This window comes from Massilia putida (assembly GCF_001941825.1).
Classification (GTDB): domain Bacteria; phylum Pseudomonadota; class Gammaproteobacteria; order Burkholderiales; family Burkholderiaceae_D; genus Telluria; species Telluria putida.
In genome coordinates this window covers 2844684-2866108 of the sequence record NZ_CP019038.1, presented here as the reverse complement: position 1 = coordinate 2866108, position 21425 = coordinate 2844684, and the positions used below count along the sequence as shown (strand labels likewise).

The 21425-nt window shown below is 66.1% G+C and carries 13 protein-coding genes; 10 read left to right on the top strand and 3 right to left on the bottom strand.

Annotated features, from left to right (window positions below):
* Nucleotides 1–8: 8 nt before the first annotated feature.
* Complete coding sequence (locus BVG12_RS15000; RefSeq protein WP_075793096.1) at nt 9–1865, bottom strand: glycoside hydrolase family 13 protein; 1857 nt, start codon at nt 1863–1865, stop codon at nt 9–11.
* 530 nt (nt 1866–2395) lie between these two features.
* Here BVG12_RS15000 and BVG12_RS14995 point away from each other — a divergent pair.
* The 6 genes from BVG12_RS14995 (at nt 2396) to BVG12_RS14970 (ending at nt 13935) form a co-directional block, all read left to right on the top strand.
* Complete coding sequence (locus BVG12_RS14995) at nt 2396–5275, top strand: TonB-dependent receptor (protein ID WP_075793095.1); 2880 nt, start codon at nt 2396–2398, stop codon at nt 5273–5275.
* A gap of 216 nt (nt 5276–5491) precedes the next feature.
* Nucleotides 5492–7003 (top strand): tryptophan halogenase family protein, encoded by a 1512-nt coding sequence (locus BVG12_RS14990; protein WP_075793094.1) that lies wholly within the window; start codon nt 5492–5494, stop codon nt 7001–7003.
* Nucleotides 7004–7117: 114 nt separating this feature from the next.
* Nucleotides 7118–8875 carry a DEAD/DEAH box helicase gene (locus BVG12_RS14985; RefSeq protein ID WP_075793093.1) on the top strand — a complete coding sequence of 586 codons (1758 nt, stop codon included), beginning with the start codon at nt 7118–7120 and terminating at the stop codon, nt 8873–8875.
* 191 nt (nt 8876–9066) lie between these two features.
* Complete coding sequence (locus tag BVG12_RS14980; protein WP_075793092.1) at nt 9067–10401, top strand: MFS transporter; 1335 nt, start codon at nt 9067–9069, stop codon at nt 10399–10401.
* 83 nt (nt 10402–10484) lie between these two features.
* Complete coding sequence (locus tag BVG12_RS14975) at nt 10485–12116, top strand: alpha-D-glucose phosphate-specific phosphoglucomutase (RefSeq protein ID WP_075793091.1); 1632 nt, start codon at nt 10485–10487, stop codon at nt 12114–12116.
* 136 nt (nt 12117–12252) lie between these two features.
* Complete coding sequence (locus BVG12_RS14970; protein ID WP_075793090.1) at nt 12253–13935, top strand: alpha-amylase family glycosyl hydrolase; 1683 nt, start codon at nt 12253–12255, stop codon at nt 13933–13935.
* Nucleotides 13936–14004: 69 nt separating this feature from the next.
* On the opposite strand, the gene BVG12_RS14965 is transcribed toward BVG12_RS14970, so the two are convergent.
* Together BVG12_RS14965 and BVG12_RS14960 are read right to left on the bottom strand one after the other, a co-directional pair.
* The gene (locus BVG12_RS14965) at nt 14005–14604 is read right to left on the bottom strand and encodes a response regulator transcription factor (protein WP_075793089.1); all 600 of its coding nucleotides are present in this window, start codon (nt 14602–14604) and stop codon (nt 14005–14007) included.
* Nucleotides 14601–16727, bottom strand: a complete 2127-nt coding sequence (locus tag BVG12_RS14960) for a sensor histidine kinase (protein ID WP_075793088.1) — start codon at nt 16725–16727, stop codon at nt 14601–14603. Before BVG12_RS14960 ends, BVG12_RS14965 begins: the two co-directional genes overlap by 4 nt.
* A gap of 134 nt (nt 16728–16861) precedes the next feature.
* On the opposite strand from BVG12_RS14960, the gene BVG12_RS14955 reads away from it, so the two are divergent.
* From BVG12_RS14955 to BVG12_RS14940, 4 genes are all read left to right on the top strand, one after another.
* Nucleotides 16862–18214, top strand: coding sequence for an MFS transporter (locus BVG12_RS14955; RefSeq protein ID WP_075793087.1), 1353 nt, complete (start codon nt 16862–16864; stop codon nt 18212–18214).
* Between the two features lie 147 nt (nt 18215–18361).
* Nucleotides 18362–20233: a glucokinase gene (locus BVG12_RS14950; RefSeq protein WP_075793086.1), complete on the top strand. Its 1872-nt coding sequence runs from the start codon at nt 18362–18364 to the stop codon at nt 20231–20233.
* Between the two features lie 55 nt (nt 20234–20288).
* Nucleotides 20289–21134 carry a DMT family transporter gene (locus tag BVG12_RS14945; RefSeq protein ID WP_083685723.1) on the top strand — a complete coding sequence of 282 codons (846 nt, stop codon included), beginning with the start codon at nt 20289–20291 and terminating at the stop codon, nt 21132–21134.
* Between the two features lie 35 nt (nt 21135–21169).
* Complete coding sequence (locus BVG12_RS14940; RefSeq protein WP_075793084.1) at nt 21170–21382, top strand: DUF7661 family protein; 213 nt, start codon at nt 21170–21172, stop codon at nt 21380–21382.
* Nucleotides 21383–21425: the final 43 nt, after the last annotated feature.

The window sequence follows — 21425 nt, the reverse complement described above, 5'->3', positions numbered from 1 at the left end:
CACCAACATTAAATATCGAGGATGACGACGGACGTCGCCGGCAACCGGATTTCCTTGCTCAGGTCAAGGCGGCGGCCCGTCAGCACATCGGTCCCGGCCACGACGCCGGAGAGCATCTCATGGAAGCGCGCGGCGGGCAGCACGGCCTCCTTCTCGTTCGCATTGAACGCGACCATGATCTTGTGGCGGCCGTCGTAACGGAAGTAGACCCACGTATTGTTCTCCGGCCCGTACTGCATCAGCTTCCCGTGGTGGACGACGTCCGCGCCGCGGCGCCAGTTGACGAGCTTCTTCACGAAGTCCTGCGCCTCGCGCTGGCGCGGCGTGAGGCCCGCGCCGGTGAACGCATTGACCTTGTCGCCGGCCCAGCCGCCGGGGAAGTCGCGGCGGTAGCTGCTGTCGTCGCGCCGGTCGGTGGTGCTCGTCATGAGGAGTTCGTCGCCCGTGTAGAAATGCGGGATGCGCGGCATCGTCATCACGAAGGCGAGGTCCATCTTCCAGCGCGCGACGTCTTCGCCGACGACGCTGAACAGGCGCGCCATGTCGTGGTTCCCTTCGAACAGCACCAGCTTCGACGGATCGGGGTAGAGCGTGTCCAGCGACAGCATCTCGTACACGTCGTTGAAGGTGTTGCCGTTGTTCTTGTCGGCCAGCGCCGTGCGCATCGCTTCCGTCAGCGGGAAGTCCATCATGCTGGGCATCGAGGTCGGGGCGCGCTGCCAGTGCGCGACGACGGGCGGTAACTTGCTCCATTCCTCGCCCACCATGGTCAGGTGCGGGTACTCGGCCAGCAGGCGGTGCGTGAATTGCGCGAGGAAGGCGCCGTCCGAATAGCCGAACGTGTCGATGCGCAGGCCGGACAGGCCCGCATACTCGGTCCACCAGATGTTGTTCTGGATGAGGTAGTTGGCAACGAACGGATTGGTCTGGTTCAGGTCCGGCATGCCGGGGCTGAACCAGCCTGTCGTGAAGTTATTCGCGTCCTCCTTCGACGCGTACGGGTCCTGCACGGCCGTACGGTGGTGCATCGTCGGCACGAATTTCCCGTCGTGGTTGATCCAGTCCGGCGTCGGCAAGTCCTTCATCCACCAGTGGTTCAAGCCGATGTGCGACAAGACCACGTCCTGGATCAGGCCCACGCCATGCTTCTTCGCCTCGCGCGACAGGCGCACATAGTCGTCGTTGCTGCCGTAGCGCGGATCGATCTTGTAGTGATCCGTGGCCGCGTAGCCGTGGTACGACGCGGCCGGCATGTCGTTCTCGACGAGCGGCGTGGGCCACAACTGGGTGAAGCCCATGCCGGCGATGTAGTCGAGGTGGTCGATGATGCCCTGGATGTCGCCGCCGTGGCGGCCGTGGCCCAGCGCGCGATCGAGCTTGTCGGGCAGGCCGGGCACGCTGTCGTTTTTCGTATCGCCGTTGGCGAAGCGGTCCGGCATGAGTTGATAGATCGCGTCGCTCGTAGTGAAGCCCTGGCGCTCGCCCGACCCGGGCGCGCGGGCCAGCAGGCGATAGGGATAGCTCACGGGCTGCGCCGTGCCGCCGGCGGGCGCCTTGAAGTCGATGGCGAAGCCGCCCGGCTGCGTGTCCGGCGCGATGTCCAGGTCGATGAACACGTAGTTGCGGTTGGCCACGCGCGTGACCGATGCGATGCGCACGCCGGGATACGCGACGGCCGGTTCCAGGTCGGCGATGGCGGCGCCATGCACCATCAGTTGCAGGCGCCGGTCGTGCATGCCCGTCCACCAGAACGGCGGCTCCATGTGATCGATGGTGGCGGCCACGGCGGCCGGGTTGCCGCTGAGCAGGGCGCTGCCGAGCAACAGGCCGGCGAGAAGGGTATGCGTGCGGGGGAGGGCGGACATTGGTGGTCTCCAGGGCGGGCGGCGTAGCACAACTACATCGGCTTGCTCGAATAATTGCTCGCGAGTAATGTGCTTATTACATTATTGCTTCGAGAATACTACAGAGACTTGAGTGCGGCAACGCGCTGCGCACCCATCTCCTCTAGTTTTGCTACACCGATTTATTGCGGGATTGCAAGACTAAATGTTGGCAGATTCCAACGTTCCGTAAAACTACTACGTGAGTTTGCGTCAAAACGGTGCAAACATAGGTCGAATTGGTGCATAGGAATCAATTTGTAGCCCGACTACATCGTTCGCATACGTATTTTGTAGCTCGAATACAACGCGAAAAGTCGTTTTTTCGCCAATTTGGCGTAAAACTCCTACATTCCTGTAAGACAAAGCAAGTTGCGTTGACAGTGCATCTAGTTTTAATACAGAATCCTTGGCAGAACGTACGCACTATAAACGTTTGTTTTCTGGCTCCCGGGTGCGGGCTCGCGCTGCCGTCGGGAAAAACAATGAGATCTGATGATTTGAGGGGACAAATGAAGATTTTTAATGGCAAGCACGCGCGTAACATCAATGGCGCACTTGTGTTCAAGCTGAGCCCGGTTGCCGCCGGCTGCGCCGTGTTTCTGTCGGCGCTCGGCACCAATGTGTACGCCCAGGACGCCACCGTATCGCAAGCCGCGCAAACGACGGATGCCAACGGCAATCCGATCAGCCAGGTGACCGTGACCGGTATCCGCCGCGGCATCGAAGCGGCCATCTCCATCAAGAAGAATTCGAATTCCATCGTCGAAGCGATTTCGGCGGAAGACATCGGCAAGCTGCCGGATGCGACCGTCGCCGAGACCATCTCGCGCCTGCCGGGCGTGACGGCGCAGCGCGACAAGTCGTCGGGCCGCGCATCCGCGATCTCCGTGCGCGGCCTGTCGCCGGACTTCAACGGCACGCTGCTGAACGGCCGCGAGCAGGCGTCCGCCGGCGACAGCCGCGGCGTCAAGTTCGACCTGTACCCGGCCGAGATGCTGGGCACCATCACCATCTATAAATCGCCGGACGCCAGCCTGATGGGCCAGGGCATCGCCTCGACGATCGACCAGCGCACCGTGATGCCGCTGGACTTCGCCAAGCGCACCGTCGCCGTCGGCTACAAGGCCATGCGCTTCGGCGAGCACAACGACGGTCTCGGGACCGGCACCGGCTACCGCAGCACGCTGACCTACATCGACCAGTTCGCCAACCGCACGATCGGCGTGGCCCTGGGTCTCGTGAAATTCAACGACACGGGCGCGGAACAGCCGCAATCCGACGGCTGGGGCGGCTGGACGCCGAAACTGGCGGACGTCGGCGCACCGCTGTACAACGGCCAGAACGTGATCGTGCCGGGCGGCTTCAAGACCGACCTGCAGCGCGATCCGCAGACCAACAAGGGCGCGATGGCCATCGTGCAGTTCCGTCCGAACAAGGACTTCCTGACGACCGTCGACCTGTTCCACTCCAAGAACACCGACAGCACCCGCAAGACCGGTATCGAAGGCGCGATCTGCGGCAGCACGGGCTCGTACGACCCGTCCGGCGTGCTCTCCAACGCCAACATCGTCAACGGCGTCGCCGTGTCGGGCACCTGCTCGGGCTTCAAGGCCGACGTGCGCAACCACAACGAAGCCGTCGTCGACACGCTGAACGCCTGGGGCATCAACAGCCGCCTGCGCAACGAAGGCTGGACCGTCACCGGCGACGTGTCCGGCTCGAAGGTCAAGCACGACGCGAACCGCTACGAGACCACCGCCGGCCTGCCGGGTAACGGCGGCTCGGACACGATCTCGTGGACCGGCTTCGACGGCAAGAGCAACCTGAGCCCGACCTACAAGACCGGCCTGAACTATTCCGACCGCAGCAAGATCGTCCTGACCGACGTCGACGGCTGGGGTGGCGGCCTGAGCGGCAATCCGCAGGCGGGCTATGTCGCCATCGGCGTCACGACCGACGAGATCAAGGCCGGCCGCCTCTCCGCCAAGCGCGATGTCGAACTGGGTCCGGTCACCGCGATCGAATTCGGCGTGAACCGCACCAACCGCACCAAGCGCCGCGACCAGAACGAAGGCAACCTGATCATCGCCGGCGGTCCGTACGCATCGGCCCCGGTGCCGGGCACGGAAACCCTGGTCACGCCGCTGGGCATGCCGGTCGCGCAATTCAACCCGCTGGGCACGCTCGGTTCGATCTACCAGCTGCTGCCGAAGGTCGACCAGCCGATCCAGACGGACAAGAACTGGGATATCTCGGAAAAGGTCTCGACCGGCTACCTGATGGGTAACCTGGAAGGCGAGCTGTTCGGCCTGTCCTACCGCGGCAATGTGGGGGCGCAATACGTCCACACGAACCAGAGCTCGGTCGGCTACGTCGTCGACACGGCGAACTGCGCCGGCGTCGCCGGTCAGGCTTGCCCGTCCTACACGATCCAGGGCCATCACTCGTACAACGATTTCCTGCCGAGCCTGAACCTGGGCTTCGAGCTGCCGTACAACCAGATGCTGCGTCTCGGCCTGGGCAAGACCATTTCGCGCACCAAGATGAGCGACCTGCGTCCGGGCGGCGGCGTGACGCTGAACACCTCGTATCCGGGCGGCGCCCGCCTGACGGGCGGCGCGGGCAACCCGAACCTCGAGCCGTTCCGCGCCAAGGCGCTCGACCTGTCGTACGAAAAATACTTCGAGGTCAACGGTGCCAAGGGCTATGTGGCCGTCGCCGGCTTCTACAAGAAGCTCGACACCTACGTCCTGAGCACGTCCAAGATCGTCGACTTCGCCCAGCTCGGCCTGCTGAGCGCCAAGACCGCGCTGCCGGCCGGCGGCCAGTATGCCGGCTCGACCGTCGGTGTGCTGACCACGCCGACCAATGGCACGGGCGGCAACATCAAGGGTATCGAGCTGACGGCGTCGCTGCCGTTCGCGATGGTGACCAAGTACCTGACCGGTTTCGGTATCGAAGTCAACCATTCGAGCACCCTGAGCTCGGTGAACCTGCTCACCACGGGCCTGTCCGTGATCGACACCGGCGGCGTCAGCACCATCCCGCTGCCGGGCCTGTCGCGCCAGGTGACCAACATGCGCCTGTATTACGAAAACGCCGGATTCCGCGCCTCGATCGCCGCCAAGCGCCGCAGCGACTTCCTGGGCGAGATCAGCGACTTCCAGGACAACCCGCAGCTCACGTACATCAAGGGCAACACGACGGTGGACGGCCAGGTCACGTACGAATTCGGCGACAAGTCGGTGCTGAAGGGCCTGTCGATCACGGGTGCGGTGAACAACTGGACCAACTCGGCGTTCGACCGCTTCGCGGCCAACCCGGACAACGTGGTCGAGCACATCCGCTTCGGCCGTACTTACAGCCTGGGCGCAAGCTACAAGTTCTAAGTTATCCTGTCGACGTCGACAGTCGGGCACGTTGAATAACCTGCTGCCGTTGCACTGCAGTCCTGCGATGCTCGCTGTACTACCCGTACAGCTGCGCTTCTCGAACTGTATTGCGGCCGCTCGCGACGGTTCTTCGAGGTGCCCTAAAACTCTAAGCACCCCTGCCGACCCTGGTCAGCAGGGGTGTTTTTTCATTCCGAACGCACGAGACCGAGCATGCAAGCACCTCTCCTGAACACCATCGTCATCGTCGGCGGCGGCACCGCCGGCTGGATGACCGCCACCGCCCTCGCCACCGCGCTGCGCGGCCGTTACCGCATCCGCCTCGTGGAGTCCGACGAGATCGGGATCGTGGGCGTCGGCGAAGCGACGATTCCGATGATCCAGCGCTTCAACACGGTGGCCGGCATCGACGAAGCCGAATTCATGAAAGCGACCAACGGCACCTTCAAGCTGGGCATCGAGTTCGTCAACTGGGGCCGCCTGGGCGAGCGCTACATGCACGGCTTCGGCCGCGTGGGCCAGGACCTGTGGACCGTCGGCTTCGACCAGTACTGGCACAAGATGCATGCGCTGGGCCGCGCGCGCGACCTGGGCGACTACTCGATCACCCGCGCCGCCTCGCGCGCCAACAAGTTCATGCCGCCGCGTACCGACGTCGGCAATTCGCCGCTCGCCGACATCGCCTATGCGTACCACTTCGACGCCAGCCTGTACGCGCGTCACCTGCGCAAGCTGTCGGAAAGCCGCGGTGTCGAGCGGATCGAGGGCAAGATCGTGCGCGTCAGCCAGCGCCCGCATGACGGGTTCGTCGACGCGGTGGTGCTGGAGAGTGGCGCGCGCGTCGAGGGCGACCTGTTCATCGACTGCTCCGGTTTCCGTGGCCTGCTGATCGAGCAGACGCTCGGCGCCGGCTTCGAGGACTGGAGCCACTGGTTGCCGTGCGACCGCGCGCTCGCCGTGCCGTGCGAACCGGTGCCCGTGCCGACGCCGTACACGCGCTCCACCGCGCACCGCGCCGGCTGGCAATGGCGCATCCCGTTACAGAACCGCACCGGCAACGGCCACGTGTATTGCAGCCGCCACATCAGCGACGACGAAGCGGCCGCCGTGCTGCTGGCCAACCTGGACGGCAAGCCGCTCGCCGATCCGCGCCCGATCCGCTTCACGACCGGCATGCGCAAGAAGAGCTGGGACAAGAACGTGGTCGCGATCGGCCTGGCGAGCGGTTTCCTAGAGCCGCTGGAATCGACCAGCATCCACATGGTGCAGGCGGCCGTGCAGCAGTTGCTGGACTTTTTCCCGGATCGCGGTTTTTCCCAGGTCGACATCGATGCGTACAACCGCATGTCGCGCTTCCACTACGAGCGCATCCGCGACTTCATCATCCTGCACTACCACGCCAACCAGCGTGATGACAGCGCGTTCTGGCAGGCGTGCGCGCACATGGCGATTCCGGACACGCTGCGCGAGAAGCTCGACCTGTACCGCAGCCACGGCCGGATCCAGCGCTACAACAACGAGTTGTTCACCGAGGTCGGCTGGCTGCAGGTGCTGGTCGGGCAGAACATCCATCCGCAGGCTTACCATCCGCTGGTGGACGTGCAGACGGAAGAGGGCATCGAGGACTACATGGAGAGTGTGGCCGACGTCATCCGCCAGTGTGTGGACTTCATGCCGAGTCATGCGGAGTTCATTGCGGGGTATTGCAAGGCGCCAAAGATGTAACCGCGACGCATGGATGTCGCGGCTGGGCGTCAATCTGATGAAATTCTGGCAGCGGGGGAAGGCTTGAGCGAGTAAACTGTCGGTTTGCTTACGATTTTTACGAGATTCCCATCCATGCATGACACCCCGCTCCAGACGTTCGCCGACCTCGATATCCCCGCTCCCATCCTCAAGGCACTGAAGGAGGTCGGCTACGAGACGCCGTCGCCGATCCAGGCGGCCACCATCCCCCTCCTGATGGAAGGCCGCGACGTACTGGGGCAGGCGCAGACGGGCACCGGCAAGACGGCCGCCTTCGCGCTGCCGGTCCTGTCCCGCATCGATGTCAAGAACCCGGCCGTGCAGGCCCTCGTGCTCGCGCCCACGCGCGAGCTGGCGATCCAGGTGGCCGAAGCCTTCCAGAGCTATGCCGCGCACCTGAAGAACTTCCACGTGCTGCCGATCTACGGCGGCCAGAGCTACGGCCCACAGCTGTCGGCGCTGCGCCGCGGCGTGCAGGTCGTCGTCGGGACGCCGGGCCGCGTGATCGACCACCTCGACAAGGGGTCGCTCGACATCTCGCAGCTGAAGACCCTCGTGCTGGACGAAGCCGACGAGATGCTGCGCATGGGCTTCATCGACGACGTCGAGCGCATCCTGCAGGAGACCCCGGAAGGGCGCCAGACCGCGCTGTTCTCGGCCACGATGCCGCCGCAGATCAAGCGCATCGCCAAGACGTACCTGAACGAGCCGAGCGAGGTGACCGTCGCCGCCAAGACCACGACGGCCACCAACATCACGCAGCGCTACTGGCTCGTCGCGGGCCTGCAGAAGCTCGATGCGCTCACGCGCATCTTGGAAGCGGAACCGTTCGACGGCATGATCGTCTTCGCGCGCACGAAGCTCGGCACCGAGGAACTCGCGGCCAAGCTGCAGGCGCGCGGCTTCGCGGCCGCCGCCATCAACGGCGACATGGCCCAGCAACAGCGCGAGCGCACGATCGAGCAGCTCAAGAACGGCAAGATCGACATCCTCGTCGCCACCGACGTGGCCGCGCGCGGCCTGGACGTGGAGCGCATCAGCCACGTGATCAACTACGACGTGCCGTCCGACCCGGAAAGCTACACGCACCGCATCGGCCGCACGGGCCGTGCGGGCCGCAGCGGCGAGGCGATCCTGTTCATCACACCGCGCGAACGGGGCCTGCTGAAAGCCATCGAACGCGCCACGCGCCAGCCGGTGGCGCAGCTCACGCTGCCGACCATCAAGGCCGTCAACGAGGTGCGCATCACCCGCTTCAAGGAGCAGATCGGCGAGACGCTGGCCGCGGGCGGCCTGGACGTGTTCCGCTCCCTCATCGAGGACTTCGAGCGCGAGCAGAACGTACCCGCGATCGACATCGCGGCCGCGCTGGCCAAGCTGTACCGCGGCGACGAGCCGCTGCTGCTGGAAAAGCCGGACCGCGAACCGAAGCCGGAATTCCGCGAACGTGAGGAGCGTCCTGCACGCCCGGCCCGTGACGGCTTCGGCGACGAACGCCCGGCCCGTGCCGGCCGCGAAGGCTTTAAAAAGGAGCGCGTGGAGCGCGCGCCGGAGCCGGGCATGGCCACGTACCGTATCGAGGTGGGCCATCAACACGGCGTCAAGCCGGGCAATATCGTGGGCGCGATCGCCAACGAGGGCGGCATCGCCGCGCGCGACATCGGCCGCATTGAGATCTACGACGACTTCAGTACGCTCGACATGCCGGCCGACCTGCCGCAGGACCTGGTCGACCACCTGAAGAAGGTGTGGGTGGCGGGGCAGCAGCTGGGCATCACCCGCGACGGCCAGGAGCCGCCCGAGAAGAAGCCGGCGAAGCGCAAGTTCGCGGACAAGAAGCTCCGCAAATAAACACCGGGGTCAGAGCCCGTTTTTTGGCAATTGCCCAAAAACGGGCTCTGACCCCGGTTTGTTGTTTGACTACATTTTCTTTGCCGTCCCTGGGAATTATAGGGGTTGTCTGGATTGACACCCAGAAAACCCCATGTTACTTTGCTACATGTGGCAGCCTGGCAGGAGTCCGGGCGCATTAGGGGACACAGATGGAAATGCAAACTCACTCGCTCAAGCCGCGGCTGTCGTTCTGGCAGCTGTGGAATATGAGCTTCGGCTTCTTCGGCATCCAGTTCGGCTTTGCGCTTCAAAACGCCAACACCAGCCGGATCTTCGCCACGCTCGGCGCATCGCCCGACGATCTCGCGCTGTTCTGGCTCGCGGCGCCCGTCACCGGTCTCCTGGTGCAGCCCGTGATCGGCTACCTCAGCGACAACACCTGGCACCCGACCTGGGGCCGTCGCCGTCCGTTCTTCTTCATGGGCGCCGTCCTGGCCGCCATCGCACTGTTCCTGATGCCGAATTCGGCCGCCGTGTGGATGGCCGTTGCCGTGCTGTGGATGATGGATGCGGCCATCAACGTGTCCATGGAGCCGTTCCGCGCCTTCGTCGGCGACAAGCTCGATGTTTCGCAGCAGACGGCCGGGTATGCGATGCAGACGTTCTTCATCGGCTGCGGCGCCGTCATCGCGTCGCTGCTGCCGAAGCTGTTCTCGGATTACCTCGGCGTGTCCAACGTGCCGGTGAACGGGGCGATTCCCGATACCGTGCGCTACTCGTTCTACATCGGCGGCGCCGTGTTCCTGGCCGCCGTCAGCTGGACCGTGTTCACGGCCGACGAACTGCCGCCGCCCGATCTCGACCGCTTCCAGGCCCAGCGCAAGGAAGCGCGCAACTTCGGCGTGGCGCTGCGCGAGATCCTCGGCGGCTTCGCGCACATGCCCAAGACGATGGTGCAGCTCGCGTTCGTCCAGTTCTTCACCTGGATCGCGTTGTTCTCGCTGTGGATCTACACCGGCACCGCGATCGCCGACAACGTCTTCGGCACCACGGATGCGCAATCGGCCGCCTACCAGGAAGCCGGTAATCTCGTCGGCGTGATGTTCGCGGTGTACAGCGGCGTCTCGGCGCTCGCGGCGTTCATCCTGCCGGTGCTGGCGCGCGCCACCAGCCGCAAGGCCTGCCATGCGGTGTGCCTGGCGATCGGCGGCCTGTCGCTGGCGAGCCTGTTCTTCATCCGCACCCAGTCGATGCTGATGATGCCGATGATCGGCGTGGGCATTGCCTGGGCCAGCATCCTGACGATGCCCTATGCGATCCTGGCCGGCGCGCTGCCGCCGAACCGCATGGGTTATTACATGGGCCTGTTCAACTTTTTCGTCGTGATCCCGCAGATCGTCAGCGGCCTGCTGCTCGGCTTCTTCACGAAGCACCTGTTCGACGGCCACGCCGTGCGCACCCTCGTGCTGGGCGGCGTCTGCATGGTGCTGGCGGCCGTGCTGACGCTGTTCGTGACCGACCGGGCGGAACGCGCGGCGCATTAAGCGCGACCAAGCGCTGCGCCACGCGGGGGGCGAGTGTCGTATCCTTACGGGTTTGACAACAAACCCCCCGACAGGAGCACGATATGACGATTCAGACGATTGCGACGACCCCGTTCGCCGGGCAACGCCCCGGCACGTCCGGCCTGCGCAAGAAGGTGACGGAGTTCCAGCAGCCCGGCTACCTGGAAAACTTCGTCGAGGCCATCTTCCTGACGCTGGGCGACTTCCAGGGCCGCACCCTGGTGCTCGGCGGCGACGGCCGCTATTTCAACCGCAACGCCATCCAGACCATCCTGCGCATGGCCGCCGCCCACGGCGTGGGCCGCGTGCTCGTCGGGCGCGGCGGCATCCTGTCGACGCCCGCCGTCAGCTGCGTGATCCGCAAGCGCGCCGCGCTCGGCGGCATCGTCCTCTCGGCCAGCCATAACCCGGGCGGCCCGGACGGGGACTTCGGCATCAAGTACAACATCGACAACGGCGGCCCGGCACCGGAAAAGATCACCGAGGCGATCTACGCGCACACGCAAACGCTGACGTCGTACCGCATCAGCGACGCCGGCCCCGTCGACCTGGATAGAATCGGCAGCATCCGCATCGAAGACATGGAAGTGGAGGTGATCGATTCCGTGACCGACTACGCCGAGCTGATGGCCGGCCTGTTCGACTTCGACGCCATCCGCGCCCTGTTCGCGCGCGGCTTCACGATGCGCTTCGACGGCATGTCCGCGGTGTCAGGTCCGTACGCGAAGGCCATCATCGAAGGCATGCTGGGCGCGCCGGCCGGCACCGTCGTCAACTTCGAGCCGCTGGAAGATTTCGGCGGCCACCACCCGGACCCGAACCCCGTCAACGCGGCCGAACTGATCGCGCTGATGGACGGCCCTGATGCCCCGGACTTCGGCGCCGCGTCGGACGGCGACGGCGACCGCAATATGATCGTCGGCCGCAAGCTCGCGGTGTCGCCGTCGGACAGCCTCGCGATCATCGCGGCGAATGCGAGCGCGGCGCCGGGCTACCGCGACGGCATCAAGGGCATCGCGCGCTCCATGCCGACGTCGCAGGCGGCGGACCGCGTGGCCGCCGCGCTGGGCGTGTCGTGCTTCGAGACCCCGACCGGCTGGAAGTATTTCGGCAACCTGCTGGACGCCGGCCTGGCCACGCTGTGCGGCGAAGAGAGCTACGGCACGGGCTCGGCGCACATCCGCGAAAAGGATGGCGTGTGGGCCGTGCTGTTCTGGCTGAACCTGATCGCGGCCAGCGGCAAATCGGTCAACGAGATCGTGCAGGAGCACTGGGCCCGCTTCGGCCGCAACTATTATTCGCGCCACGATTACGAAGCCGTCGACGCGGCGGCCGCCAACGCGATGATGGAGGCCTTGCGCGGCAAGCTGGCATCGCTCGCGGGGCAGACTTTCGGCGACTATCGCGTGCAGCTGGCCGACGATTTCACATACACCGATCCGGTCGATCAGTCCATCGCCACGCGCCAGGGCGTGCGCATCGTCATGACGGACGGCTCGCGCATCGTGCTGCGCCTGTCCGGCACCGGCACCGAGGGCGCGACCGTGCGCCTGTACCTGGAACGCTACGAAGCCGACCCGGCCCGTCACAACCTCGACACCCAGGCCGCGCTGGCGCCGCTGATCGCCATCGCCGAACAGGTGTCGGAACTCAAAGTGCGCACGGGCCGCGAGCAACCGAGTGTGATCACGTAACCAACCCACCGTCGTCCCCGCGGAGGCGGGACCCGATTTCGCATGCGCCGTCGAGACGTGTGCAAACTTGGGTTCCCGCCAAGGCGGCCGGCCAGGCCGGGAACGACGTTTTTTAACTAATTAAACAGGACCCTGAATGAAACTCCCCGTTCTCGCCGTCTCCCTGATGCTCGCTTTCGGCACCGCCTCGGCCGCGCCCGACCTGTCTCCGGTCAAAGGCAAGCCGTTCACCTGGGATAACGCGACCGTCTACTTCCTGTTGACGGACCGCTTCAACAACGGCGATCCGTCGAACGACCACGCCTATGGCCGCAAGAACGATGCGGCCGTCGCGCGCGGCTTCATGGGCGGCGATCTGGCCGGCGTCACGGCCAAGATCAAGGAGGGGTATTTCACGGACTTGGGCGTGGACGCGATCTGGATTTCGCCCCCCGTCGAGCAGATCCACGCGTCGACCGACGAAGGCACGGGTGTCAGCTACGGCTTCCACGGCTACTGGGCGCGCGACTTCACGGCCGTCGACGCCAATCTCGGCACCGAGAAGGACGTGCGCGACCTCGTCGAGGCGGCGCATGCGCGCGGCATCCGCGTGCTGCTCGACGTGGTGATGAACCACACGGGACCCGTTACGGCGGAAGATACGGTGTGGCCGTCGGACTGGGTGCGCACGGCGCCGACCTGTAACTTCAAGGACGTCAAGGGCACGGTCGACTGCGCGCTCGTGAAGAACCTGCCGGACTTCCGCACCGACAGCAATGCGAAGGTCGACCTGCCGCCGTTCCTCGTCGCGAAATGGAAGAAGGAAGGCCGTATTGATCGCGAAGTGAAGGAGCTGGACGAGTTCTTCAAGCGCACGGGCTACCCGCGCGCACCGCGCTACTACCTGATGAAGTGGCACGCCGACTGGGTGCGCAAGTACGGCTTCGACGGCTTCCGCGGCGACACCGTCAAGCACACGGAACCGGGCGTGTGGAAGGATCTGAAAAAAGTCGCGAGCCAGGCGTACGAGGACTGGAAGCGCACGCCGGCCGGCAAGGAAGCCGTCGACAAGATCGGCAACGTGCCGTTCTTCATGACGGCCGAAGTGTTCGGCTATTCGATCGCGAACGGACGCCAGTTCGCATACGACGACGGCACAAAGGTCGACTATTACGCCAACGGCTTCGACAGCATGATCAACTTCAGCCTGCCGCACGACGCGGGCCAGGGCTACGAAAAGCTGTTCTCCGACTATTCGAACCAGCTGAATGGCCCTTTGGCCGGCGTCACGGTCCTGAACTACCTCGACTCGCACGACGACGGCAATCCGTTCGATGCGATGCGCGCGCATCCGTTCGAGGAAGCGAACAAGCTGCTGCTGGCACCGGGCCAGGCGCAAGTCTATTACGGCGACGAGACGGCGCGCGTGCTCAAGATCGACGGCGCCGTGGGCGACGCCAACCTGCGTTCCTTCATGAACTGGGACCAGCTCAGGACCAATGCGCGCGTGGGCCTGCACGGCGTGGCCGAAGTGCGCGACTACTGGTCGCGCCTGGGCCGCTTCCGCCACGCGCATCCGGCCGTGGGCGCGGGCGTGCACCAGATGATCGCGTCCAGCCCGTACACGTTCAAGCGCACGTACGAGAAGAACGGCGTGAGCGACCGCGTCGTCGTCGCCCTTGGCCTGCCGCAGGACCGCACGACCCCGATCTCCGTCGCCGGCGTGTTCGGCGACGGGCAGACGGTGCGCGACGCGTACACGGGCCGGACGGCCGTTGTCTCCGGCGGCAAGGTGCAGTTCGATACGCGCGCGCCGGTAGCGTTGATTTCGCAGGACTGACGGTGGTTGAACGCGTGGACGGCTCGTCCGTCCGCGCGTTCAAATCCTGTGGGCACGGACAGGCGTCGATTACGCCAACCACGGATGGGCGGCCAGCCACCGCCCCAACTCATTATCGTTCGCGCACTGCAGCTTGCTGAAGATGTTCGCGCGATGCGTCTCCACCGACCGCGGCCCGCACGGCGGGACGAGCAGCCGCGCGATCTCCTTGTTCGGCTGCCCCAGGCCCACGAGCCGCGCCACCTCTCGTTCGCGCGGCGTCAGCTCCGCCCACAGCCGCAGCGCCTGCGCGCGGGACCTGGCCTCGGCGATGGCGGCGGGGAGCTTGTCGAGCAGGTGCTGCGTGTCCGGCTTTTCCACCCAGTCGTAGGCGCCCTGCCGTACCGCCTCCAGTGCGGTCGGGATGTCGCCGTGGCCGGACAGGAACAGCGTGACGAGCGGACTGTGCTCAGCGCGCAGGCGGTCGAACACCGCCAGGCCGCTCATCCCGCCAAGCCGCAGGTCGAGGATCACGCAGCCCGGCTGGCGCATGTCGACGGCCTCGAGGAACGCTTCGCCGGATTCGAAAGCCTGCACGGCCAGCCCTTGCGAAAACAGCAGCAACAGCAGGGAGCGGCGCAGGGCCTCGTCGTCGTCGACGACGTACAGTGTCAGCGGGATGTCTTTCATGGCGCGGTCGGAAGCGTGAAGGAAAAGGCGGCGCCGCCGCCCGCGGGGTTGTCGACGCTCATGGCGCCGCCGTGGGCTTCGACGATGGTGCGGCAGATGTTCAGTCCCAGGCCCAGGCCGTCGGGACGGGTCGTGAAGAACGGGGCGAAGATCTGGTCGAGCTGCTCGGGCGGAATGCCGGGGCCCTCGTCGGTGACGGTGATGCGCACACCCTGATCGACGCGCCGGCTGGTGAGCTCGATGCGCCCGCGCGGGCAGCCCTGCATGGCGTGCATCGCATTGTGGATCAGGTTCACGAGCACCTGTTCGAGCAAAACCCGGTCGCCGCGCACACGGGCGCCGCCGTCGTCCAGCGACAACTGCAGGTTGACGCCGTCGCCCCGCAGTTCCGGGCCCAGGAGCGCCGCCGCGTGCGTGATCACGCCATCGACGGCGAGGATTTCGTACTGGGCCCGCTGCGGATTGATGAAGGCGCGCACCCGCTTGACGATCTCGCTGGCGCGCTTGCTCTGTTCGACGATCTCGTCGAGCGCGCCGGCCAGCATGTCGGGCGGCCCCGATTGCGCGGCCAAGGCGCGCGCCGCGACGGCGAAATTCGACAGCGCCATCAGCGGCTGGTTCAGTTCGTGCGCGAGCGTGGACGCCATCTCGCCGACGCTCGCGAGGCGCGCGCTGCGCTGCAGGCGCACTTCCTGGTCGCGCTGCCGGGCCTCGGCCTGCTTCTGCGCCGTGATGTCGACGACGGAGCTCATCCAGCCCCGGTGCACGCCCTGCGCATCGACGAGCGGCGCCGTGTAGACCATCGTGATCACGTCGTGGCCGTCCTTGTGGCGGATGCGCGATTCGAAGCCGTGCGGCGCGGCGCGGCCCTGCAGCGCGTCGTCGCTTTCCCTCTCGTGTTTTTCCTGGTCGTCCGGATGCCAGTAGGGGTAGGGCGGACGGCAGCCCAGCAGCTCTTCCGCGCTGTAGCCCACCATCGCGCACAGGGCCGGGTTCACGTAGATGATTTGTCCTTCGGGGTCGCGCGCGCGCATGCCCACGAGCAGGGAGTCTTCCATCGCCTTGCGGAATGCGTGCGCTTCTTCCAGGTCGCGCGTGCGCTCCTCGACGCGGCGCTCCAGTTCGATGCGCGCGGTCTTCTGTTCGATGAAGCGTTTTTCGCGCAGGCGCCAGTACTGGACGCCGAGCAGCAGCAGCGCGACCGCCAGCGCCGCCAGCATCAGCGCCAGCTGGCGCGCCTGCACGACTTCCTTCATGTCCGTCGTGACGGTGAGCGTCCAGCCCAGTTCCGGCAGCGGCGTGTCCAGCGCGAGCAGGTCCATGCGGCGTCCCTGCACGCTCGTGTGCAGGACGAAACCGGGTGCTTCTCCACGTGTCTCCGTCTGCCAGGGCAGCACGTGGAAGCGTTCGCGGTTGCCGTACTGGCGGTGTTCGACGATCCAGCGCAGGTCGGCGGCGGACACGGGCCGGATGCTGTGGAACAGCCATTCGGGCACGGCGGAGAGGAACACGACGCCGTGGCTGTCGCGCAGTACCACCGGGTCGGCACCCCGCATCCACGCGGCCTGCAACGGCTCCAGGCTGATCTTGACAACGACCACGCCGAGGATGGCGCCGTCCGCGCGCACGGGCTCCGCGATGAACAGGCCGGACTGGCCGGTCGTCAGGCCGAGGCCATAGAAGATGCCGCGCCGGCCCTGCACCGCATCCTCGAAATAGGGGCGCTGGCGGTAGGACTGGCCGACGAAGCTCGACGGCAGGTTCCAGTTGCTGGCGGCGAGCGTCAGGCCCGCGCGGTCGACGAGGAACAGCGCGGCGGCGCCCGTCGTCGCCTGCAGGTCGGCGAAGTAATCGTTGACGCGGGCCCGCAGCGCCGCGTCGCGCGGCGTGCGCAGCAGGTCTTGCACGTCGGGGTGGCGGGCGGCCGCATGCGGTAAAAAGTCGTGCTTCTCGACGATGCCGCGCAGTCCCAGCACGTGCGCCGCCGCGGCCTGGCGCAGGCCTTCCGTCTTGGTCTGCAGCTCGTGCCGCTCGGCCCAGTTGCCCGACGCCGCGATGACGGCCAGCGCGCCGGCGCCGGCCAGGATCCGGCGCAGGGTGCGTGGGTTGAACAGGGTGGGCATGGCGCCAACGATAGCAGTTGCGCGGCCGGAAGTGAACCGCCTCCGTAATTTTACGGAGGAGGGCGCGGCGAAGTTGCGGATGTGCGCGCGGCCGCCGGCTGGGATAGTGGGAGCACTCAAAAGAGGAGACATCCATGAACACCATCACATCCAAGGCGCCGGCCGGCGCCCGCGCCGACGCCGGCGAACGCATTTCCGGCAAGCGCCTGAAGGCCATCTTCATCGGCTCGGCCGGCAACCTCGTCGAGTGGTTCGATTTCTACTGCTACTCGGCCTTCGCGCTGTACTTCGCCAATTCGTTCTTCCCCAAGCAGGATGCGACCGCGCAGATGATGTCCACGGCGGGCATCTTCGCGCTGGGCTTCTTCGTGCGTCCGATCGGCGGCATCCTGTTCGGCCACATCGGCGACCGCCTCGGCCGCAAGACGGCCCTCATGACGTCCGTCCTGCTGATGTGCTTCGGCTCCCTCCTGATCGCCTGCGCGCCGACCTACGCCGCCGCCGGCATCCTGTCGCCGTGCATCCTGCTGCTGGCGCGCCTGCTGCAAGGCCTCAGCCTGGGCGGCGAATACGGCGCCAGCGCGACGTACCTGTCGGAGATGGCGGATTCGAAGCACCGCGGCTTCTACAGCAGCTTCCAGTACGTGACGCTGATCGGCGGCCAGCTGCTGGCGCTGGTCCTGCTGCTCGTGCTGCAGAACTTCCTGCTCGACGCCGGGCAGCTGCGCGCCTGGGGCTGGCGCATTCCGTTCTTCGTCGGCGCCTGCCTCGCGCTGCTGGCCCTGCGCATGCGCCACAACCTGCCGGAGACTGCTTCGTTCGAGGCCGCCCGCAAGAAAGCGAGCAAGAGCGCCAAGCCGATGGGCGGCCTGAAGCAACTGGCCCAGCATCCGCGCGAAGTGCTGCTGGTGGTCGGCCTGACGATGGGCGGCACGCTGGCCTTCTACGTCTATACGACCTATATGCAGAAATTCCTGCGCCTGTCCGTCGGCCTGACGGATGCGCAGACCACCGCCGTCTCGGCCGCGTCGCTGCTGTTCGCGATGTGCCTGCAGCCGCTGTACGGCGCGTTGTCCGACCGCATCGGCCGCCGTCCGCTGCTCGTGGGCTTCGCGCTGCTCGGCACCCTGTTCACGGTCCCGCTGCTCTCCGGCATCCGCCACGCCAGCGGGCCGTGGGAAGCGTTCGGCCTCATCGCCTGCGCCTGGATCATCGTGTCCGGCTACACGTCGATCAACGCGCTCGTGAAGGCCGAGCTGTTCCCGGCCTCGATCCGCGCCACGGGCGTCGGCGTGCCGTACGCGTTCGCGGTGTCCGTGTTCGGCGGCACGGCCGAGTACCTGGCCCTGTGGTTCAAGTCGGTCGACCTGGAAAGCGGCTTCTACTGGTACACGACGGCCGTCATCGCCTGCACCCTGGTCGTCTGCTGGTTCATGCGTGATACCGGCGCGTTGTCGAAGATCGACGCGGAAGCGCGTGGCCAGTAAGCCAAGGCCTTGTCGATCTGGTAAGAGCGGTCCCGCAGGGCCGCTCTTTTCGTTGTAACCGTCCGAATCGGGTCATAATCGCTTTTTGGTGCATTTCAATCAATGGTATCCTTGGCGCAATAGAGGAACCTTCCAAGAAGTACGATCATGACGCTTGAGCCCGATACCGCACAAAAGCCAACCCGCGCCGCCTATTCCGACGGGCCGCGCCTGCTGGCCGACATCGGCGCGACCCACGCGCGCTTCGCCCTGGAGATCGCGCCGGGCGTGCTGCGCAACGTGGCCGTGCTGCTGTGCGACGATTACCCCGGCATCGTCCCGCTGCTGAACGCCTACCTGGCCCAGACCCAGGCCCAGGGCAGCAACACCCGCATCACCCACGCGGCGTTCGCGCTCGCGAACCCGATCAGCGGCGATTTCATCCGCATGACCAACCGCGACTGGCAGTTCTCGACGGAAGAGGTGCGTCGCACGCTCGGCCTGACGACGCTGCTGATCGTAAACGACTTCACGGCGCTGGCGATGGCGCTGCCGGGCTTCAAGCCGGAAGACCTGCTGCAGATCGGCGGCGGCAAGCCGGTGTCGAATGCCGTGGCCGGCGTGCTCGGTCCGGGCACGGGCCTGGGCGTGTCGGGGGTAATTCCGACCCTCGACGGCTTCGTCACCCTCGGCAGCGAGGGCGGCCACGTCAACTTCGCCCCGGCCGACGAGCGCGAATTCGCCATCCTGCAATACGCCTGGCGCGAATGGCAGCACGTGTCGAACGAGCGCCTCATCTCCGGCCCCGGCATGGAAATCATTTATCGCGCGCTGGCGCTGCGCAATGGCGTGGAAGCGCCGCCGCGCGACGCGGCCGCCATCATGGCGGGTGCGCTGGAACAAAAGGACCTGCTGTGCCTGGAAGTGCTGGAATGCTTCGCCGGCATGCTGGGCGGCGCGGCCGCCAACCTGGCCGTGACGCTGGGTGCGTTCGGCGGCATCTTCATCGGCGGCGGCATCGTGCCGCGCATGGCCGAGTGGTTCAAGACGTCGCCGTTCCGCACGCGCTTCGAAGCCAAGGGCCGCTTCTCCAGCTACCTCGCGCAGATCCCGACGTACGTGATCATGATGCCGACGCCGGCCCTGTACGGCGTGTCGAGTATCCTCTCCGAACACCTGCGCAACCGCAGCGGCGCCAACACGCTGATGGAGCGCGTGCAGCATCTCCAGGCGGAACTGTCGCCGGCCGAGCAGCGCGTGGCGCAGCTCGTGATCGAACATCCGCGCAAGGTGCTGTCCGAGCCGATCGCCGAGATCGCGAAGCTGGCCGACGTCAGCCAGCCGACCGTGATCCGCTTCTGCCGCTCGCTCGGCTTTTCCGGCCTCGCGGACTTCAAGCTGAAATTCGCCGGCAGCCTGACGGGCACGATCCCGGTCCGCCACAGTCAGGTGCGCATGACGGACAGCACGCACGACTTGTCGGCGAAGGTCATCGACAACACGGTGTCCGCGATCCTCAGATTCCGCGACCAGCTGGACGTGAACTCGATCGACCGCGCCATCGACATTTTGCGCCGCGCGAAGCGCGTCGAGTTCTACGCGATGGGCAATTCGCGCGTCGTGGCGCTGGACGGCCAGCATAAATTCTTCCGCTTCCGCATCCCGACGTCGTCGTACGGCGACTCGCACCTGTTCGCGCTGGCGGCCGAGCTGCTCGGACCGGGCGACGTCGTCGTCGCCATCTCGACGACGGGCCAGCTGCCGGAACTGCTGGACGCCGTCGACGTCGCGCGCGCCGCCGGCGCCGACGTCATCGCCATCACGAGCAGCAAATCGGCGCTGGCGCGCAAGGCCAGCGTGTGCCTCGCCGTCGACCACAGCGAGGACAGCACGACGTTCCTGTCGATGATCTCGCGCATCCTGCAACTGCTCCTCATCGACATCATGGCCGTCGGCATCTCGCTCGGCCCGGCCGGCGAAGCCGTGGCCGACGGCGACAGCGAACGCCGCCGCCTGCTGATCTCCCACCTCGACATCTGACCGGCACATCGTGGCGCGCGCGACCTCCGCCACGATCGCGCTCACCGCGCTCGCGATGGCGGCGTTCGCGGCGAACTCGCTGCTGTGCCGCGCTGCGCTGAGCGATACGCTGCGCGCGGCCCACATCGACCCCGCATCGTTCGGCGCCATCCGCGTGACGTCCGGCGCGCTCGTGCTGGCGTGCGCGATGCGTCTGCGCTCGCGTCCGGCCGCCGCCCCGGACTGGCGCGCCGCCGTCATGCTGTTCGCCTACGTGGCCGCATTCTCGTTCGCCTACCTCACGCTGCCGGCGGGGACAGGCGCGCTGATCCTGTTCGGCGCCGTCCAGCTGACGATGTTCGCCGCGGGCCTCGCGCGCGGCGAACGGTTCGCGCTTGCCGGCTGGGCGGGGCTGGCGCTGGCGGCCGCAGGTCTGGTCGTCCTCGTGCTGCCGGGCGTTGCCGCACCGCCGCCGGGCGGGGCCGCGTTGATGGCCGTCGCAGGGGCGGCGTGGGGCGCGTATTCGCTGCGCGGGCGCGGCGTGCCCGATCCGTTGGCGGCGACCGCATCCAACTTCTTGCTGGCGCTGCCGCTGGCGTTGCTGCTGGGGGCCGTGTTCGTCGCGCGTGCGCATGCCGATGTCGCCGGGGTGCTGCTTGCCATCGCGTCCGGCGCGCTGACGTCGGGGCTCGGCTACGTGATCTGGTATGCGGCGCTGCGCGGGCTGTCGGCGCTGCAGGCGGCGAGTGTGCAGCTGTCCGTGCCCGTGATCGCGGCGTGCGGCGGCACGTTGTGGCTGGATGAGGCGTTTACGCCGCGGCTCGCGGTGGCTGTCGTTGCGATCCTGGGTGGGATTGCGCTGGTGTTGACGGATCGGGCGCGCGGGCGGATCGGGCCGGGAACCGGCCATCGTGCTTCGTAAGCCTGCCTCGATGGATTGCCAATAGGAACCTCTGGATGAAGTTCAACGTGTATGGTCGTTTTCAGGTGGACGTCCGCCGTGAGAACGATACTTGGGTCGTGTACCGATCGGAGCTAGGAAAACGAAGCGTGCTGAACGATGTAGTGATCCCGCAAAATCTGGCGGCGGACGATCTGGCTACTTATCTCGACGACATTTTTCACGAGTTCGCCAGGCCCGGCGGGCAGGTTGAGGTGATGCCTGACTGAAATTGTCATTCGCAAGCCTATTTTCAACGTAAATTCGAGTTAC

Bases quoted from the DNA above. Each gene is read 5' to 3' on its own strand.
- BVG12_RS14950 (WP_075793086.1), top strand. From the start codon at position 18,362: ATGACGCTTGAGCCCGATACCGCACAAAAGCCAACCCGCGCCGCCTAT.
- BVG12_RS14990 (WP_075793094.1), top strand. From the start codon at position 5,492: ATGCAAGCACCTCTCCTGAACACCATCGTCATCGTCGGCGGCGGCACC.
- BVG12_RS14965 (WP_075793089.1), bottom strand. From the start codon at position 14,604: ATGAAAGACATCCCGCTGACACTGTACGTCGTCGACGACGACGAGGCC.
- BVG12_RS14940 (WP_075793084.1), top strand. From the start codon at position 21,170: ATGAAGTTCAACGTGTATGGTCGTTTTCAGGTGGACGTCCGCCGTGAG.
- BVG12_RS15000 (WP_075793096.1), bottom strand. From the start codon at position 1,865: ATGTCCGCCCTCCCCCGCACGCATACCCTTCTCGCCGGCCTGTTGCTC.
- BVG12_RS14980 (WP_075793092.1), top strand. From the start codon at position 9,067: ATGGAAATGCAAACTCACTCGCTCAAGCCGCGGCTGTCGTTCTGGCAG.
- BVG12_RS14955 (WP_075793087.1), top strand. From the start codon at position 16,862: ATGAACACCATCACATCCAAGGCGCCGGCCGGCGCCCGCGCCGACGCC.
- BVG12_RS14985 (WP_075793093.1), top strand. From the start codon at position 7,118: ATGCATGACACCCCGCTCCAGACGTTCGCCGACCTCGATATCCCCGCT.
- BVG12_RS14975 (WP_075793091.1), top strand. From the start codon at position 10,485: ATGACGATTCAGACGATTGCGACGACCCCGTTCGCCGGGCAACGCCCC.
- BVG12_RS14995 (WP_075793095.1), top strand. From the start codon at position 2,396: ATGAAGATTTTTAATGGCAAGCACGCGCGTAACATCAATGGCGCACTT.
- BVG12_RS14945 (WP_083685723.1), top strand. From the start codon at position 20,289: ATGGCGGCGTTCGCGGCGAACTCGCTGCTGTGCCGCGCTGCGCTGAGC.
- BVG12_RS14960 (WP_075793088.1), bottom strand. From the start codon at position 16,727: ATGCCCACCCTGTTCAACCCACGCACCCTGCGCCGGATCCTGGCCGGC.
- BVG12_RS14970 (WP_075793090.1), top strand. From the start codon at position 12,253: ATGAAACTCCCCGTTCTCGCCGTCTCCCTGATGCTCGCTTTCGGCACC.